The following is a 15,791-nucleotide window of genomic DNA, read 5'->3' on the forward strand; positions in this document are numbered from 1 at the left end:
ATTGAAAGGCTGAGACAGGTTCGCATTCGAATCGAAAAACAGGCTCGACTCCCCCAAACTTTTCGTATGGAGGCTCATGGCTGGTGCTAATTTATGAAGGCAGTTATAGGCGATATAATGCATAATTAGTTATATCGAAAACGACTCGAATTCATAAACAACTTTAGCCCATTTTAGCGGAACAGACTCATGTCCAACGTCAAGAAAAGAATCAGGAAATCGGATGCCGCATCAGCATCGCAAGATGCTCAACCAGTAGAATTTCGTTCGCGCGAAGAACGTCTCGCCGCCGGCAAGCTGCTGCGCGAGAAAGTGCCGCGCTCCAGTCATGCCGGTTGGACACCCTCAGCTAGCCGCCGCGATCCCATTGATGTCCTGGAAGAGTCCAATAAGGAGCAGGATCGATTGCCGGAACTGGTGCCCATCCGCTACGGACGGATGCTGCGCAGCCCTTTTACCTTTTTACGCGGCTCCGCCGGCCTCATGGCTTATGATCTGGCGACCACACCGAATACCGGCATCCAGGTGCAGGCCTGCGGGGACTGTCATCTGCTCAATTTCGGTCTCTTTGCCACTCCTGAACGCAACCTGGTATTTGACATCAACGATTTCGATGAAACGCTTCCGGCTCCCTGGGAGTGGGATATCAAGCGCCTGGCGGCCAGTTTCGCCGTCGCCGCCCGCGACATGCGGTTCAATGACGAGGAAGCCCAAGCTGCGGCCGTCGGCTGTGCCCAGGCGTATCGAGAGCACTTGCGGGACTATTCAAAGATGAACCCAATGGAAGTTTGGTATGACCGCCTGGATGCCGAAACGCTGATTGCGATGGCCCCGGATGAAAAAATTAGAAAGACCCGCCAACGGCTAGCCGACAAGGCGCACGAGCGTATCGTCGACCATCTCTTTCCCAAAATTGCCGCGCCGGTCGGCGGCCGCCATCGCCTGATCGATCAGCCGCCGATACTCTTCCATATGCCGGGGAAAGAGTATGAAGAGCGGATGCACGACGGACTTAATGCCTATCGTCAAACGATTTCCGACGAGCGCCGCGTGCTGTTCGATCGCTACCGCTTGGAAGACTATGCGATGAAAGTCGTTGGCATCGGCAGCGTTGGCACACGCTGCATGGTCGCGCTATTTTTCTCTGCGGAAAATCATCCCTTGTTGCTACAGATCAAGGAAGCCTGCCCTTCGGTGCTGGAGCCCTATGCCGGCAAGAGCCGCTATGACAATCACGCCCAGCGTGTCGTGATGGGACAACGGCTGATGCAAGCTTCCAGCGATATTTTTCTGGGTTGGTCTCGCTCGAATGTTGGCCGCGATTTCTTTGTGCGCCAGCTGCGCGATATGAAAATGTCCGCTCCGATCGGAGAAGGCTTCACAAACCAGCAATTGAACCTTTATGCCGAACTCTGCGGCTGGACCCTGGCCCGCGCTCATGCCCGGTCGGGAGATGCGGCGACGATCAGCGGTTATCTGGGTAAAACCGACAACTTCGACCTAGCGATCGGTGAATTTGCGTTGGCTTACGCGGACCAGACCGAGCGCGATCATGCGGCGCTGGTCGAAGCTGTCAACTCCGGTCGGGTAAAGGCCCTCATTGAGGAAGAGGAATGATCAACGAATGCGTGGGTGCATAACTTAAAATCCGAGTGGGCTTACCATGAAAAAACGCGGCATCACCCGGAGGGAATGGCTGGCCGGCGCGAGCTGCCTAAGTTTGGCCTTGGTCCCGGCCTGTGCGACTCAAACGCCTCGCGCCGGCGCCATCAGCCTGGAGCCTTATCCGCGCAACGCAGCCGAGGCGCTGCTCCGCCTGAAGACGGGTAACCGGCGTTTCATGGACAATAAGTCTATCCATACGCACGAAAATGCCTCCTGGCGTCACCAACTGGTGGAAGAGCAGAAACCCTTCGCCACGGTTCTCGGGTGCAGCGATTCGCGCGTGCCGCCCGAGATGATTTTCGACGTCGGCTTCGGCGATATCTTCACAATCAGGCTTGCCGGCAATATCATCGCGGAAGACGTCATCGGCACCTTGCAATACGGCGTGGCTCATCTCCATACGCCGCTGGTGGTGGTGATGGGCCATGAAAATTGCGGTGCCGTGACCGCCACTGTCGAGGAAATGCTCAGTAAGACCGAGGAGCTCGAACATATCGAAGCGTTGCTCGCATTAATCAGGCCCGGGCTATCGCAGCTTGATCTAAAACTTGAGCGCAAGGCGCTGCTTCATGCCGCCGTGGAGGCGAATGTACGCTGGTCGATGCAGCAACTTATGGCGCTTCCGGGAGCGGCGAAAGCGCTACGGGAAAAAAAAGTTACCTTGATCGGAGCGGTCTATGAGCTGAATACCGGAACAGTGCGGTTTCTCGATTAAACGTGGCTAAAATCGAACAAAACCCCTTCCTTGTCAACCAAGGAATTCCGAAATAAAGCACCTCGTTAAAGCGATCGATCTGTGAGAGAGGCTCTTGAGCCTAAAGCTTGTTGCAACTGTCCCTGACTATAACCTACTGCCTTAAACATAAAAGCGATGAACAGCCCATCCGATTTAAAACTGCCTGACGACTTTTCCCTGGTACAGGGTGGACCGCTTTTTCAATTCTTCGTCCGCAGCCGCTTATCGACGGGTGCCCTAGGATTGCTCAAACGCCGGATCATTTTCTTTGTGCTGCTTACCTGGCTGCCGTTGCTGTTGCTTTCGGCTCTTTCGGGCCACGCGTGGGGCGGCGGCGTGCAAGTTCCATTTCTGCAAGACCTCGAAACGCATGCCCGCTTTCTGGTGGCCTTGCCGTTATTGTTGGTGACCGAATGGGTAGTGCACCAGAGGCTGAAGCCGGTCGTCCTGCAATTTATCGAACGGGGTATCATCACGGCGGAAATGCGACCTCTTTTCGGTGCCTGCATCACTTCCGCGCAATGCTTGCGCAATTCGATGTTTGTCGAGATTGTGCTGCTTGTGCTGGTCCTTACGCTTGGGCATTCGTTTTTTTTCGAGGTGACGACAATAAAGGTCACTACCTGGTACGCAACCGGAGCGGCGCCGAACTTAACGTATTCCCCGGCAGGTTACTGGTTGGCTTATGTCGGTCTGCCGATGTATCAATTTATCTATCTTCGCTGGTTGTTCCGGTTTGTCGTCTGGTCGCGGTTTCTCTGGCAGGTTTCACGTCTGAATCTCTATCTGCTACCGACGCACCCCGATCGCGCAGGAGGCTTGGGCTTCCTTGCCGGCAGCGCCGCGGCATTCATGCCGTTCCTGTTGTCTCAAGGCGTCCTGGTTTCCGCGATGATCGCCGAACGTATCTTATACGAGGGGGCGATTTTAATGGATTTCAAGCCGGAAATTGCCGTCATTGTGGTATTTCTTCTGCTGTTAGTTCTCGGCCCACTCTGCGTATTCGCCCCCCTGTTGGCGAAAACCAAACGTCAAGGCCTGCTGACTTACGGTGCGTTGGCGAGCCGCTATGTCAGCGAATTTGACAAAAAGTGGCTGCAAGGCGGGGCGGCGCAGGATGAAGCGTTCATCGGCAGTGGCGACATCCAATCCCTGGCCGATTTGAACAACAGCATCGAAGTGGTCCGCAGCATGCAGGTGTTTCCGTTCAGCAGGCAAACGGTATTGCAAACGGCGGTGGTAGCGCTGTTACCGTTGCTGCCCTTGCTGCTGACGATGATCTCGCTGGAAGACTTGGTGAAGCGACTTATCGGAATATTGTTGTAATCCTTTAAAATCACCAAGCCGGATATCAAGATGAACACACTTGCCCAGCTTCATGCCGATATCGAAGCGCGCGTCCAGGCCATCCAGGAAGACCATCCCGAATGGCTGTGCCGCATGGGCTGCGACGGCTGTTGTCGGCGGCTCGCTGAAGTGCCGCGGCTCACCGCGGCGGAATGGGATTTTCTGCGGGAGGGACTGGCCGCGCTGCCCCCGGAGCAGCTTCGAGAAATCGGCCAGAACATCGCCGGGCTGACCGAGCAGACATCGCGCCCCATTGTCTGTCCGCTGCTGGATCGGTCGGCGGGGGCCTGCCGGGTTTATGCTCGCCGCCCGGTGGCGTGCCGCACATACGGGTTCTACGTCCAGCGCGACCTGGGGCTTTACTGCAAGGACATCGAGTCGCGCGTAGCCGGCGGCGCCTGGACCGGGGTGGTGTGGGGCAACCACGACGTTATCGACCGGCGTCTCTGCAGTCTGGGCGAAACCCGCGAATTGACCGAATGGTTCTTGCGCTGGCATCGGGCCGAGGGTACTTGAACGGTAGCTCCCCATTTCCAACATTTGCTGAGCCCTATAATTTCCACTTATTCTTCAGCATATCCAAACGTCGGGACGGGATCAAGGATGAATGCGGGATCCTGAAGGCAATAACAGCCAACTAATTTTTCGCTGCTGAAATCGGACGGCCCTCATTTCAGGTTTCGCGAAAAATGCTAGCACTCCTGATCTGTTTACGTGCCAACATCAACGGCGTAATAATCCAGATTTGGCCGGGGCGAAGCTTTGCATAAACCCTGCTCAACTATGCTGAAAATTCTGGGTTTCGTGCCTCAATCCCGCCTTCAGTAAGTTTTGTAGGGTAGAAATTTTCCAGACATCGTGATCTTGACGCGATCGCCATTCGGATCGGCTTCGCGGCTCAGATCCATCTTGAAGTCGATGGCGCTCATGATGCCGTCGCCGAACTCTTCGTGAATCAATTCCTTCAGCGTGGGTCCGTAGATGCTGATCAATTCCTGGAAACGGTAGATCAACGGATCGGCCGGAATACTGGCGGACACTGATCCCTTGTAAGGTACGACCGTCAGCCATCGCCTCTCGACCTCGGTCAGGTCGAAAATGTCGCCGACAATAGCGGCTTGATCTTGCGTGAGCGCCATTTGGCCAAGACACGCGGAGGTGACCCATTCCTTGCTCAAGCCGACTTTGGCTGCCACTTCGGCCCACTTCAAGCCTCGACTGACTTTAGTGGCAATAATTTTTTCCGTTACATCGATTCTATTCATTATTTTTGTTCCACAATGTAAAAATGAGGGCCGGCACAGGCAATAAACGGGGGCGCCGACAAGCCCCCCGTAACAGCCAGCCTAAATCGCTCAGCCTTTCTTGAATTTGGCCGCTTCGTCGGAGCCGCCGGTGGCGTTGCCTTTGCTGTAGGAATGCGCGCCGACACCGGCCAACTGGCCACCTTGAACGATCAGGTATTCATCGCGAATAGGACGGCCTTCGAAGTAACACTCCAGGATTTCACGGGTGCCCGCCGCATAGCGGGTTTGCGCCGATAAACTGGTGCCGGAAATGTGCGGGGTCATGCCGTGATTCGGCATGGTGCGCCATGGGTGATTGTTCGGCGCCGGCTGCGGGAACCAGACGTCGCCCGCGTAACCGGCCAGTTGGCCGCTTTCCAGCGCCTTGACAATCGCGTCGCGGTCGCACAGCTTGCCGCGCGCCGTGTTGACCAGATAGGCGCCGCGCTTGAAAAATTTCAGCGTCTGTTCGTTGATCATGTGCTCGGTTTCAGGATGCAGCGGGCAATTCAGCGTCACGACATCGCAGACTTTGGCCAGACTTTCCAGGCTGGAATGATAGGTCAGATCGAGTTCGTTTTCCACTGTTTCCGGCAGGCGATGGCGATCGAGGTAGTGCAGTTTGACACCGAAAGGTTTGAGCAGCCGCAACACGCGCAGACCTATACGGCCAGCCGCCACGGTACCCACGCTCATGGCTTCCAAATCATAAGAACGCGACACGCAGTCGGCGATGTTCCAACCGCCCTTGAGTACCCAATTGTGGGAGGGGAGGTAGTTGCGTACCAAAGCCAGTATCGACATGAGCACGTGTTCCGCTACAGCGTTACTGTTGCAATAAGTGACTTCAGCCACGGTGACGTTGTGTTCCATCGCCGCCTGTAAGTCGGTATGGTCGGAACCGATACCGGCGGTGACGATCATTTTCAGTTTTTTGGCTTTGGCGATGCGTTCCGCCGTCATGTAGGCCGGCCAGAACGGTTGCGAAATGACGATTTCAGCGTCATGCAGTTCGCGATCCAACACGCTGTCGGCACCGTCTTTGCTGGAGGTGACAACCAAGGTATGGCCGTTTGACTCCAGATATTTACGCAAGCCCAGTTCGCCGGAGACGCTGCCGAGCAAGGTGCCGGGTTTGAAGTCGATCGCTTTAGGCGTCGGCAGCGTTTGTCCGTCCGGATAAACTTCAGGCTGCGGACAGTCGTCGCGTGCATAGGAGGTTGGGTAGCCGTCGATAGGGTCGTCATAAAGTACGCAAACAATTTTAGCCATGTTATTTTTACCTTGGTGTTAATCGGATGACGGGGCATATCGTATTAGCGGTATGCCTGATTTATCCCGGCCGGGTAACAGCATTGTCTGCTTTGAAGATGAGTTGCGTCCAATTGTTTTGAGGTATCGCTTAATAACTCCGGGTTATCAATAAATAGCATCGCTGCTGCAAACCCAAGCGATGGAATGGTGCGCCATTGAACGGGACCCTTTATGTTGGTCATTTACGGGGCAGTCCTTACTGTCATCCTTCGCGCTCATCCGGTAAAGTCCCAAATGTGGATAATAAAACAATAACGGACCCACGCCCGAAACCATAGCTAGTGATAAGCAGGCTCGACATCAAATATAAGCGAAATATACCCGGAAACAGCCCTTCCGCAGGTGTCGAGCTATCCAATACCGGAAACATCGCCTGCAACATAAACAAACTGGAATTGGTGAATGCCCCGACCACCATGCACCAGCGCACAGAGATGGGTAAAGGCACTTTTGCCGCATAAAACCCGAACAACAATGCGGTCATCAATAAAAAATCCAGATGCGCTTGAAGAACACGGGTGAATTGGCCCGGAAAAAACATCTTGATGAACGCCAGATCAAACTTTAAAAAAACCAGGCACCATGCCAGTAACAAAGCCATCAGCAGCCACAGGGCCGCCCCTCTGAGCAACAGTACATTTCCCGCAAGTGTTGAGTTATAGTTCATCGTTTCCCCTCTTGGATTCAAACCGTTCATAAACTAAGATGCCCACTATAAAGCGAATGGAGCGATTTCTCTGGTTCGGGACGGAACAACATCTTGACTGGGACGGCAATATCACCCGACAGCGTGCGATATTGCCCTGCCGTATTGTTATTTAGCTTGGGGAAAGAGTTGAAGACCGACATAAGGGTTTTACGCGGCTTAAAAGCGGAAACAATGCCGCCAACACAAAGAATCAAATACTCAACCGATGATTTTGCGCCGCACGAAAGGCTAGAGTGGTTGCGCGAAGTGATCGGCCGGGAATATGCCAATGTCGAGATAACGCCGCCCCGTACCGGCGTGTTTAATGAGATGACCATTTATTCTTGGCATAGGCTGCGTTTGTCCGTCATCCGCTCCGATGAAATTGTCCTGCAACGCTTGCCGCGCGAGCCGGATTTGATCAGTCAGGATACCTATCTCGCAGTCGTCCATCTGTCCGGGAACTAGCGCTTGCAACAAAACGGCCGGGAAGTTTTTTTAAACCCCGGCGACATGACTTTATACGATGCCACGCTACCGCATCGTATTTGTTGTTCGCAGAAATTCTCGAAACTGCTGGTTTCCATTCCACGCTCGTTACTCAGGGAACGGGTCGCCGGTATCGAACACTGTACGGCTTTGCATATTCCGAGGCGGCTGGGTATCGGTTCGGTAGCGGCGGACTTTATCCGCTCCTGTGCGGATCAAGCCGAGCGACTCAACGCGGAAGAATTTACCAAACTGTCCGAACACGCGCTGGATTTGTTGACGCTGGCACTGGCGGCCGTGCGCCCGACACATTTCAACCTGTCCAGAAGCCGTGCCATTGCGCTAAACCGGGTTAAGGCGTTCCTGGAAAACAATCTGTCCGATCCGGCCTTAACCCCCGCCAAAGTGAGTATGGGGACCGGCCTGTCGCCCAGATATATCAACCTGCTGCTGAAAGATGAGGACAATTCGCTCATGCGTTATGTCTGGCGGCGCAGGCTGGAAAATTGCCGACAAGACATGCTGAACCCTGTTCATGCCGGGCATCGTATCTCCGATATTGCCTTCCGTTGGGGTTTTAACGATTTGTCGCACTTTAGCCGAATGTTCAGGATTCGCTTCGGCTGTTCTCCGACAGAATACCGGGAAGCGCGAAAGCGCTAAATGTTGGCGGCATCCGGTGCCGGCCGTTAGCGATGAACGCCGATCATGTGCATATGTTGTTGCGATACCGCCGAAATACGCCGTGTCACAGGGGATCGGCTTTATCAAAGGCAAAAATGCAATCCATTTGGCTCGAGTCTATGGGGAGAAGAAACGAAATTTTGTTGGTCAACACTTTGAACAAGAAGATCAGAGAACCGAACAATTGAATCTTTGGAACTGAACGCCAGCCTTAGGTGGCTATTAAATTGGGGCCGCGTTAGCGATCCCTTATACCGCTTTGAGCGGTTGACTACATAAAACCCCCGGCTTTGCCGGGGTATATTTACTGCCGCCGCCGGAACGATCCCGTACATTGGGGATTTTAACCGTAACATTACCCACTCCGGTGACGATCTCCTGCTCCGGCAAATTGTCCTGGCCGATCCCATAATGAATCGTTTTGTTGATGGATATTGCCAACAAATTTTTGAAAGCCGGTTCATTTAAGCCAGTCTTATACAAAAATACTGGTTCATTCAAGCCAATCTTAAACCAAAATGTTGGGGCATTTCATAGCAGCGGTTGAACCGGAATTCCTAGAGACAATGGTTTCCATCAATTTTTTTGTAATGAAATTAAGTGGAATCCTTTTTTCTGCCGTGCCGAAAAATGCTGCTCATCTAACCGACATTAAGAAGAATAAAATGGCATTATTATTGCTTGATAATTTATCAACTTGACTTTATTCACCTCAGCAGCAGACAGCATTTATATGTTGGTTAATCCAATTTTTTGCGTAGCTCCAACTCTAAGCACCATAAAAAAATGATCACTAAAGCATCTATAGTACTAGGCTTAATCGCTACTCTATTAAGTGGCTGCAATCAAGAAGAAAATGACAAACATGAAGAAATGCCTAAACTGGAGGCAACTACTCCGCTCCGAGAAGACACTTCAATCATTAAAGAATACGTTTGTCAGATTCGCGCCATTCGGCATATTGAAGTCCGTGCGCTGGAAAAGGGCTACGTACAGAATATTTTTGTGGATGAAGGGCAATGGGTGCATAAGGGGGCGCCCATGTTCAAAATCATGCCCAACATCTATCAGGCAGAACTTTTGAAGGCGCAAGCCGAAGCCAATAACATGCATATTGAATACCTCAATACTAAAGGGTTAGCCGATCAAAAAATCGTATCGGCTAATGAATTGGCGTTGGCAAAGGCAAAATTGGATAAGGCTAACGCGGAAGTGAAATTGGCGGCAACCCACTTGAGCTTTACCGACATCAATGCGCCTTTCGATGGGCTTATGGATCATTTGAATGTCAGAGTCGGAAGCCTTCTCGACGAAGGCTCTTTGCTAACAACCTTGTCCGACACCAGCAAATTATGGGTCTATTTCAACGTTCCGGAAGCCGAATATCTGGATTATAAGTTGCACCAATCGGAGGACGATCGCGTCAAAATAGTGAAGATTAGGATGGCCAATGGCAAGATTTTCGATCAGCCCGGAGAGATTTCGACGATTGAAGCGGATTTTGATAATAGTTCCGGAAATATCGAATTCCGCGCCACCTTCCCTAATCCGGGCAAACTACTCAGGCATGGCGAGACGGGCACGATTTTAATGACTAAGCCCTACAAAAACGCTCAGCTGATCCCGCAAAAAGCGGTATTCGAAATTATGGATAAAAACTATGTTTACGTCATCAACAAAGAAAACAAGCTAGAGCAACGAATGGTCAAGATCGAAGCCGATATACCGTATCTGTTTATCATAAAAGAAGGCTTGCGGGACGATGACAAGATTTTGCTGGAAGGCTTGCGAAAAGTCCATTCCGGCGAAGAGGCGAATATCGATCTAAGGCCGCCCGAAAAGGTACTCTCGGAACTGAAATTATATACCGAGTAACCTTAATCTAATCAGTGATTAATCATGTTTAATATCTTTATCAAAAGACCTGTGATGGCGATCGTGTTATCGCTCGTGTTTCTGTTTATGGGCATGTTGGCGATTCGATCCATGCCCATTGCCCAGTTTCCGGATATCGCGCCGCCGCGGGTGACTGTCAACTTATCGTTTCCCGGCGCCAGCGCCGATGTATTGGTGAAATCGTCCCTGATTATGATCGAACGCGCCATCAACGGCGTTCCCGGCATGAAATATATCACCTCGGATGCGACCAGCGCCGGCGAATCAACCATTCAAGTGTATTTCAACTTGGGCGTTGATCCCAATATTGCGATGGTTAACGTGAAGACACGCGTGGACCAAATGATGAGCAGACTGCCAAAACTGGTGCAGTTGGAAGGCGTGATCGTGAACTTCGTCCAGCCCAGCATGCTTATGTATGTCAATCTCTACAGCAAAGACAAAAACGCCGACCAGAAACTTTTATTTAATTATGCCTACGTCAATGTTCTTCCGGAAATTCAACGCATCTTTGGCATCGCCCAAGCAACAATATTGGGCGCCCGCCAATATGCGATGCGGATTTGGCTGAATCCGGACCGGATGCGGGCCTATAGCGTTTCGATAGACGAGGTGATGGATGCCATCGGGAATCAAAGCATTATCGGTCGGCCGGGCCGGCTGGGCCAAAGCACAGGCATGGCCGCCCAGTCCAAGGAATATGTACTGGTCTATAAAGGACGTTTCAGCAAGCCGGAAGAATATGGCGACATTATTATCCGGGCTAAACCGAATGGCGAGATCTTACGCATTAAAGACATTGCCAAGGTCGATCTGAACAGCGAGTTTTATAATATTTACTCGGATAAGGATTCGTTCCCTTCCGCGTCCATCGTGCTTAAGCAAAACTACGGCACTAATGCCAGCAAGGTTATTGAGGACGTGAAGGAAAAATTAAAAGAGTTGAAAAAAACTTTTCCGGAAGGCATGGACTACGAAATCAACTACGATGTATCGCGATTTGTTGATGCTTCCATTGAAAAAGTCCTGCACACCCTGGCTGAAGCATTCGTGCTGGTCTCCTTGGTAGTCTTTATTTTCCTGGGCGACTGGCGTTCCACCTTGATCCCTGTCCTTGCGGTACCAGTTTCGCTGATCGGGGCATTCGCAGTTATGTCGGTGTTCGGGCTTTCGATCAACCTCATCACACTGTTTGCCCTGGTGTTGGCCATCGGTATTGTTGTCGATGACGCTATTGTCGTGGTTGAAGCGGTGCATGCGAAAATGGAGGCTGAACATGTCACTCCCTATGTAGCTTCCAAAAAAGTGTTGGGGGAAATCGGCGGCGCCATTGTGGCGATCACGCTGGTCATGGTGTCGGTGTTCGTTCCTATTGCGTTCATGTCAGGGCCGGTCGGCGTATTTTATCGGCAGTTCGCTATCGCCATGTCGTCGTCGATAGTCATTTCAGCGATCGTAGCTTTATCGCTTTCCCCCGTTCTGTGTGCGATGATTCTTAAAAGCACCCATGGACAACCAAAACGGAAAACACCGATTAGTATTTTTATCGATGCATTCAACGCCGTTTTTGAAAAGGTCACGGGGCGATATATTAAAGTCCTCAATGTCGTCGTTATGAGGCAATTCCTGACGTTTTTGATTTTGGGCGGTTTTTGTTTCGGTATTTATACAGTCAGCCTAACCTTGCCCTCAGGTTTTATTCCGGGTGAAGACCAAGGCATGATTTACGCGATCATTCAGACGCCGCCCGGTTCAACCATCGAGGTGACCAACAAAGTGGCGCGGCAACTGGAAGTTATAGCCGAAAAAATTGACGGAGTGCAATCGGTATCATCCTTGGCGGGCTATGAAGTGCTCACCGAAGGGCGAGGTTCCAACGCCGGCACCGTTATTATCAATCTGAAAGATTGGACGCAGCGTAAACATTCCGTTCTGGAAGTGATCCACGAACTGGAGGAAAAAACCCACGACTTCGGTGCGACCATTGAGTTTTTCCAACCCCCCGCCGTCCCCGGTTACGGCGCGGCGTCCGGCTTGGCATTTCGCTTATTGGACAAGACCATAGACACGGATTATTTCGAGTTCGACAAAATCAACCATGACTTCATGGATGCGATGCGCAAGCGCAAGGAGTTGACCGGATTATTTACTTTTTATGCGGCCAATTATCCGCAATACGAACTGGTCATCGACAATAAACTTGCCATGCAAAAAGGGGTTACCATCGAGAACGCCATGAATAACCTGGATATCATGATCGGTAGCACCTACGAGCAGGGCTTTATTCGTTTCAATAACTTTTTTAAGGTTTACGCCCAAGCCCTGCCCGAGTTCCGGCGCTTCCCCGAAGATGTGTTGAAGTATTACGTGAAAAACGACAAGGGCGAGATGGTGCCTTATTCAGCCTTCATGACCATGAAAAAACGGCAAGGCCCCAATGAGATCACGCGTTATAACCTCTACAATTCCGCCGCTATCCGTGCCGAGCCTGCAGCCGGGTATACCACCGGCGCGGCTATCAAGGCGATCCAGGAAGTCGCCGCCGAAGTTTTACCGAAGGGATTTGATGTTGCCTGGGAAGGCTTGACGTTTGACGAAGCCCGCCGGGGTACCGAGGCGATAGAGATCTTCGTGGTCGTTATCGTGTTTGTCTATCTGGTGCTGGCCGCACAGTACGAAAGCTTTTTGTTGCCGCTAATTGTTTTATTTTCGCTGCCCCCCGGTATTTTCGGCGCTTTCTTCCTGCTGAAAACATTGGGTTTGGCCAACGATGTCTATTCTCAACTGGGGCTAGTGATGCTAATAGGTTTGCTCGGCAAAAACGCGGTATTGATCGTGGAATTCGCGGTGCAGAAACAAGCCCAGGGCATGTCGGTTAAAGAAGCCGCAATTGAGGGCGCAAAAGCACGTTTTCGGCCGATTTTGATGACCTCCTTTGCGTTTATTGCCGGGTTGATACCCTTAGCGATGGCAACGGGGGCTGGCGCTGTCGGTAATAGAACGATCGGCACTTCTTCCCTGGGCGGGATGCTTTTCGGTACTGTGTTCGGCGTCATCCTTATTCCAGGACTTTATTATATTTTTGCCAAAATGATAGAAGGAAAATCCTTAATTAAAAACGAAGAGCTTGATCCTTTAACAGAAACTTATCACTACGGTTCGGGCGATGAAAGCGATTATGACTAAAATTTTTCATCTTATGACGTTAGGCCTGGTGGTGCTGATGTTGCAGGCCTGCGGTATTCCGGAATTAATAATCAAAAATGAAGATACCCATCTTCCTGATAGCTTTAAACCTGGCCTTTCGGAGCAGGAAAATACGGCAAAAGTAAAATGGAAGGATTTTTTTGAAGATTCGAACTTATTAAGATTGATAGACATAGCGGTCGCTAATAACAAAGAAGTTAATATCATGATGCAGCGTATTAGCGTTGCGCAAAATGAGATTCAAGCACGTAAAGGTGCGTATCTGCCATTTGTTAATTTTGGTAGTAGCGCAAGCGGAGAAAAAACCGGTGATTTTACGCGAAATGGCGCTGTTGAAAACAATCTACAAATAACACAAGGCCAGGCATTCCCTACATTCTTAGGCGATTATCAATTCGGGCTATTTTCAACATGGGAGATTGATATTTGGAAAAAGTTGAGAAATGCGAAGCAGGTGGCTGTGCTGGAGTACATGGCTTCAAAAGAAGGTAAAAACTTTTTAGTGACCAATCTGGTTGCTGAAGTTGCACATTCGTACTATGAACTGCTTGCATTGGACAATCAGCTTGAGAATATAAAGCAAAATATTGCTATCCAGCAGAATGGTTTGGAGATGGTAAAGCAGCTACAGCTGTTTGCAAGAACCACAACACTTGCGGTCAAACGTTACGAAGCGGAAGTGGCAAAAAATCAAAGCAAAAAATATGAAATACTGCAACAGATTACGGTGACTGAAAATAGAATCAACTTTCTGTTAGGAAGAACGCCACAGCCTATCCAGCGAGCCTCAACTGGTTTTATGGATATCAAACCAAAATTTATTAAGGCAGGTATTCCATCGCATTTGCTACAAAACAGACCTGATATTAGGAAAGCGGAGCTTGAACTATCGGCAGCGAAATTAAATATAGAGGTGGCAAGAGCTAATTTCTATCCATCCTTTGGCATAAAAGCTGGGGTAGGGTTTGATGCTTTTGCTCTTAAATATCTGATAAATACGCCAGAGTCTTTAGCTGCCATGATCGCTGGAGAATTAGTGGCTCCACTGGTCAATAAGAATGCCATCATAGCAGAATATAAAAACTCTAATGCTAAACAGATTGAGGCGGCTTATGAGTATGAGCAAAGCATTATCAACGCCTACACTGAAGTAGCAAATCAACTTTCAAACATAGATAATCTTGATAAAAACTATCACCTTAGGAAAAAGCAAGTGGACTCACTTGTCCAATCGATAGATGTGGCTAACCAGCTATTCAAATCTGCTCGTACAGACTATTTGGATGTCTTATTAACTCAAAGGGATGCCTTGGAAGCCAAAAAAGAGCTAATCGAAACGAAACAAAAGCAAATTATCGCAATGGTGGATCTTTATAAATCCCTTGGTGGAGGTTGGCAGTAATCGTTTACCCCCTCCCAAAAAGTGGCAATTTAAGCCAAAAAATGAAAAGCCATAGAACATGACGTTGAGCGACCGAGATCTTAGTCAAATGGATACCGAACCTAACCATTCCCAGAACTTTTGTGCACCCTGATAGCCAGTATAGCGCGCGACTTCCTGCCGGTTTCTAAACAGCACGATGGTTGGGGTGGCCAATAATTCCTGACTCAGCGTCCAGCCGCTCGGCGGCTCGGTTAAATTAGTCGATACGATCGGAATCGGATTTTTCCAGGTCGACAACACCTCTTTGTCGAATTGCCGGCAATAGCCGCAGTCAATCGCTTCAAACGCGATCAATTGTTCCTCTGCATTCAGTTTGATTTGTTGCCAAGTCGGTTCGGCGTCGAGGGAGTTAGCCGCAACCTGCGGTTGATGGTCTTTTTCGCCGTGGGCCGGCAGGTGGGGATCGAGATAAGCGACGCCGGTCCCGCCCAGACCGCAATAGCCCAGCGGATTTTTCTCCAAATAATCTTGATGGTAGTCTTCGGCGGCCGCATAATTTTTTAGCGGGGCAATTTCAGTGGTGATGGGCTTGGCGATACCCGCCGCCTGCAAGTTGGCTTGATAGATGGCGCGCGTTTTCTCCGCCAATCGCCGTTCTTCGTCGGTACGATAAAACACCGCGCTTCGATAATTACTGCCGATGTCATTGCCTTGGCGATTACCCTGCGTAGGGTTGTGGTTTTCCCAAAACTGGATCAGAACGCGCTCAAGGGTAGCTTGCTTGGGATCGTAATAGACTTTAACGACTTCCGCATGGTTTTTGACGGCTTTGCCTTCTTGTATGGAGGCTTCGGTGTCGTGAAGCGTTTGGTAGCTTGGCTGAGGAATATCGCCGCCGGCATAGCCGGCCTCGACATTCAATACGCCCGCCAAGGCTTGCATGCGTTTTTCCGCCCCCCAAAAACACCCCATTCCCAAGACGATATAAGGGGTATGGGGACCCACAGCCGCTTTGTTCAACGAAGAATTGGCACTGTATCCCGCCAACCGTGGCGAGATCAGCGATGTCCCGACAGCAACCGCTAACATGCCTAT

At 50.7% G+C, this 15,791-nt stretch carries 15 protein-coding genes and 1 pseudogene; 11 read left to right on the forward strand and 5 right to left on the reverse strand.

Annotation, left to right across the window (positions count from 1 at the left end; genetic code table 11):
- Window positions 1-189 precede the first annotated feature (189 nt).
- The 4 genes from U2W12_RS11945 to U2W12_RS11960 all read left to right on the forward strand — a co-directional run bounded on the left by U2W12_RS11945 (window position 190) and on the right by U2W12_RS11960 (window position 4,264).
- Entirely contained in the window at window positions 190-1,617 is a 1,428-nt protein-coding gene (locus U2W12_RS11945) for a DUF2252 domain-containing protein (protein ID WP_326500914.1), read from the forward strand.
- A gap of 46 nt (window positions 1,618-1,663) precedes the next feature.
- Complete coding sequence (locus tag U2W12_RS11950) at window positions 1,664-2,380, forward strand: carbonic anhydrase (protein WP_326500915.1); 717 nt, start codon at window positions 1,664-1,666, stop codon at window positions 2,378-2,380.
- 156 nt (window positions 2,381-2,536) lie between these two features.
- Window positions 2,537-3,727 (forward strand): hypothetical protein, encoded by a 1,191-nt coding sequence (locus U2W12_RS11955; protein WP_326500916.1) that lies wholly within the window; start codon window positions 2,537-2,539, stop codon window positions 3,725-3,727.
- A gap of 30 nt (window positions 3,728-3,757) precedes the next feature.
- Window positions 3,758-4,264: a YkgJ family cysteine cluster protein gene (locus tag U2W12_RS11960; protein ID WP_326500917.1), complete on the forward strand. Its 507-nt coding sequence runs from the start codon at window positions 3,758-3,760 to the stop codon at window positions 4,262-4,264.
- A 305-nt stretch (window positions 4,265-4,569) separates the two neighbouring features.
- On the opposite strand, the gene cynS is transcribed toward U2W12_RS11960, so the two are convergent.
- The 3 genes from cynS to U2W12_RS11975 all read right to left on the reverse strand — a co-directional run bounded on the left by cynS (window position 4,570) and on the right by U2W12_RS11975 (window position 7,015).
- The gene (gene cynS, locus U2W12_RS11965) at window positions 4,570-5,013 is read right to left on the reverse strand and encodes a cyanase (protein ID WP_326500918.1); all 444 of its coding nucleotides are present in this window, start codon (window positions 5,011-5,013) and stop codon (window positions 4,570-4,572) included.
- Between the two features lie 90 nt (window positions 5,014-5,103).
- Complete coding sequence (locus U2W12_RS11970; protein WP_326500919.1) at window positions 5,104-6,306, reverse strand: NAD-dependent formate dehydrogenase; 1,203 nt, start codon at window positions 6,304-6,306, stop codon at window positions 5,104-5,106.
- Between the two features lie 244 nt (window positions 6,307-6,550).
- The gene (locus tag U2W12_RS11975; protein WP_326500920.1) at window positions 6,551-7,015 is read right to left on the reverse strand and encodes a hypothetical protein; all 465 of its coding nucleotides are present in this window, start codon (window positions 7,013-7,015) and stop codon (window positions 6,551-6,553) included.
- A 213-nt stretch (window positions 7,016-7,228) separates the two neighbouring features.
- Here U2W12_RS11975 and U2W12_RS11980 point away from each other — a divergent pair, with 213 nt between their 5' ends.
- From U2W12_RS11980 to U2W12_RS11990, 3 genes and pseudogenes are all read left to right on the forward strand, one after another.
- Window positions 7,229-7,504, forward strand: coding sequence for a hypothetical protein (locus tag U2W12_RS11980; RefSeq protein WP_326500921.1), 276 nt, complete (start codon window positions 7,229-7,231; stop codon window positions 7,502-7,504).
- Between the two features lie 3 nt (window positions 7,505-7,507).
- Window positions 7,508-8,188 carry a helix-turn-helix domain-containing protein gene (locus U2W12_RS11985; protein WP_326500922.1) on the forward strand — a complete coding sequence of 227 codons (681 nt, stop codon included), beginning with the start codon at window positions 7,508-7,510 and terminating at the stop codon, window positions 8,186-8,188.
- 38 nt (window positions 8,189-8,226) lie between these two features.
- Window positions 8,227-8,411, forward strand: a pseudogene (locus U2W12_RS11990) (transposase); the annotation flags it as partial.
- Between the two features lie 47 nt (window positions 8,412-8,458).
- Here U2W12_RS11990 and U2W12_RS11995 read toward each other — a convergent pair.
- On the reverse strand, window positions 8,459-8,710 hold the full coding sequence (locus U2W12_RS11995) for a hypothetical protein (RefSeq protein ID WP_326501004.1): 252 nt from the start codon (window positions 8,708-8,710) through the stop codon (window positions 8,459-8,461).
- A gap of 17 nt (window positions 8,711-8,727) precedes the next feature.
- Here U2W12_RS11995 and U2W12_RS12000 point away from each other — a divergent pair, with 17 nt between their 5' ends.
- The 4 genes from U2W12_RS12000 (at window position 8,728) to U2W12_RS12015 (ending at window position 14,714) form a co-directional block, all read left to right on the forward strand.
- Window positions 8,728-8,910 (forward strand): hypothetical protein, encoded by a 183-nt coding sequence (locus tag U2W12_RS12000; RefSeq protein ID WP_326500923.1) that lies wholly within the window; start codon window positions 8,728-8,730, stop codon window positions 8,908-8,910.
- Between the two features lie 85 nt (window positions 8,911-8,995).
- Window positions 8,996-10,084 carry an efflux RND transporter periplasmic adaptor subunit gene (locus U2W12_RS12005; protein WP_326500924.1) on the forward strand — a complete coding sequence of 363 codons (1,089 nt, stop codon included), beginning with the start codon at window positions 8,996-8,998 and terminating at the stop codon, window positions 10,082-10,084.
- Between the two features lie 24 nt (window positions 10,085-10,108).
- On the forward strand, window positions 10,109-13,291 hold the full coding sequence (locus U2W12_RS12010; RefSeq protein WP_326500925.1) for an efflux RND transporter permease subunit: 3,183 nt from the start codon (window positions 10,109-10,111) through the stop codon (window positions 13,289-13,291).
- Window positions 13,272-14,714 carry a TolC family protein gene (locus tag U2W12_RS12015; RefSeq protein ID WP_326500926.1) on the forward strand — a complete coding sequence of 481 codons (1,443 nt, stop codon included), beginning with the start codon at window positions 13,272-13,274 and terminating at the stop codon, window positions 14,712-14,714. The genes U2W12_RS12010 and U2W12_RS12015 overlap by 20 nt, the downstream gene beginning before the upstream one ends.
- Window positions 14,715-14,798: 84 nt before the next feature.
- On the opposite strand, the gene msrA is transcribed toward U2W12_RS12015, so the two are convergent.
- Window positions 14,799-15,785 (reverse strand): peptide-methionine (S)-S-oxide reductase MsrA, encoded by a 987-nt coding sequence (gene msrA, locus U2W12_RS12020; protein ID WP_326500927.1) that lies wholly within the window; start codon window positions 15,783-15,785, stop codon window positions 14,799-14,801.
- Between the last annotated feature and the right edge of the window lie 6 nt (window positions 15,786-15,791).

The organism is Methylomicrobium sp. Wu6 (genome assembly GCF_035916875.1).
Classification (GTDB): domain Bacteria; phylum Pseudomonadota; class Gammaproteobacteria; order Methylococcales; family Methylomonadaceae; genus Methylomicrobium.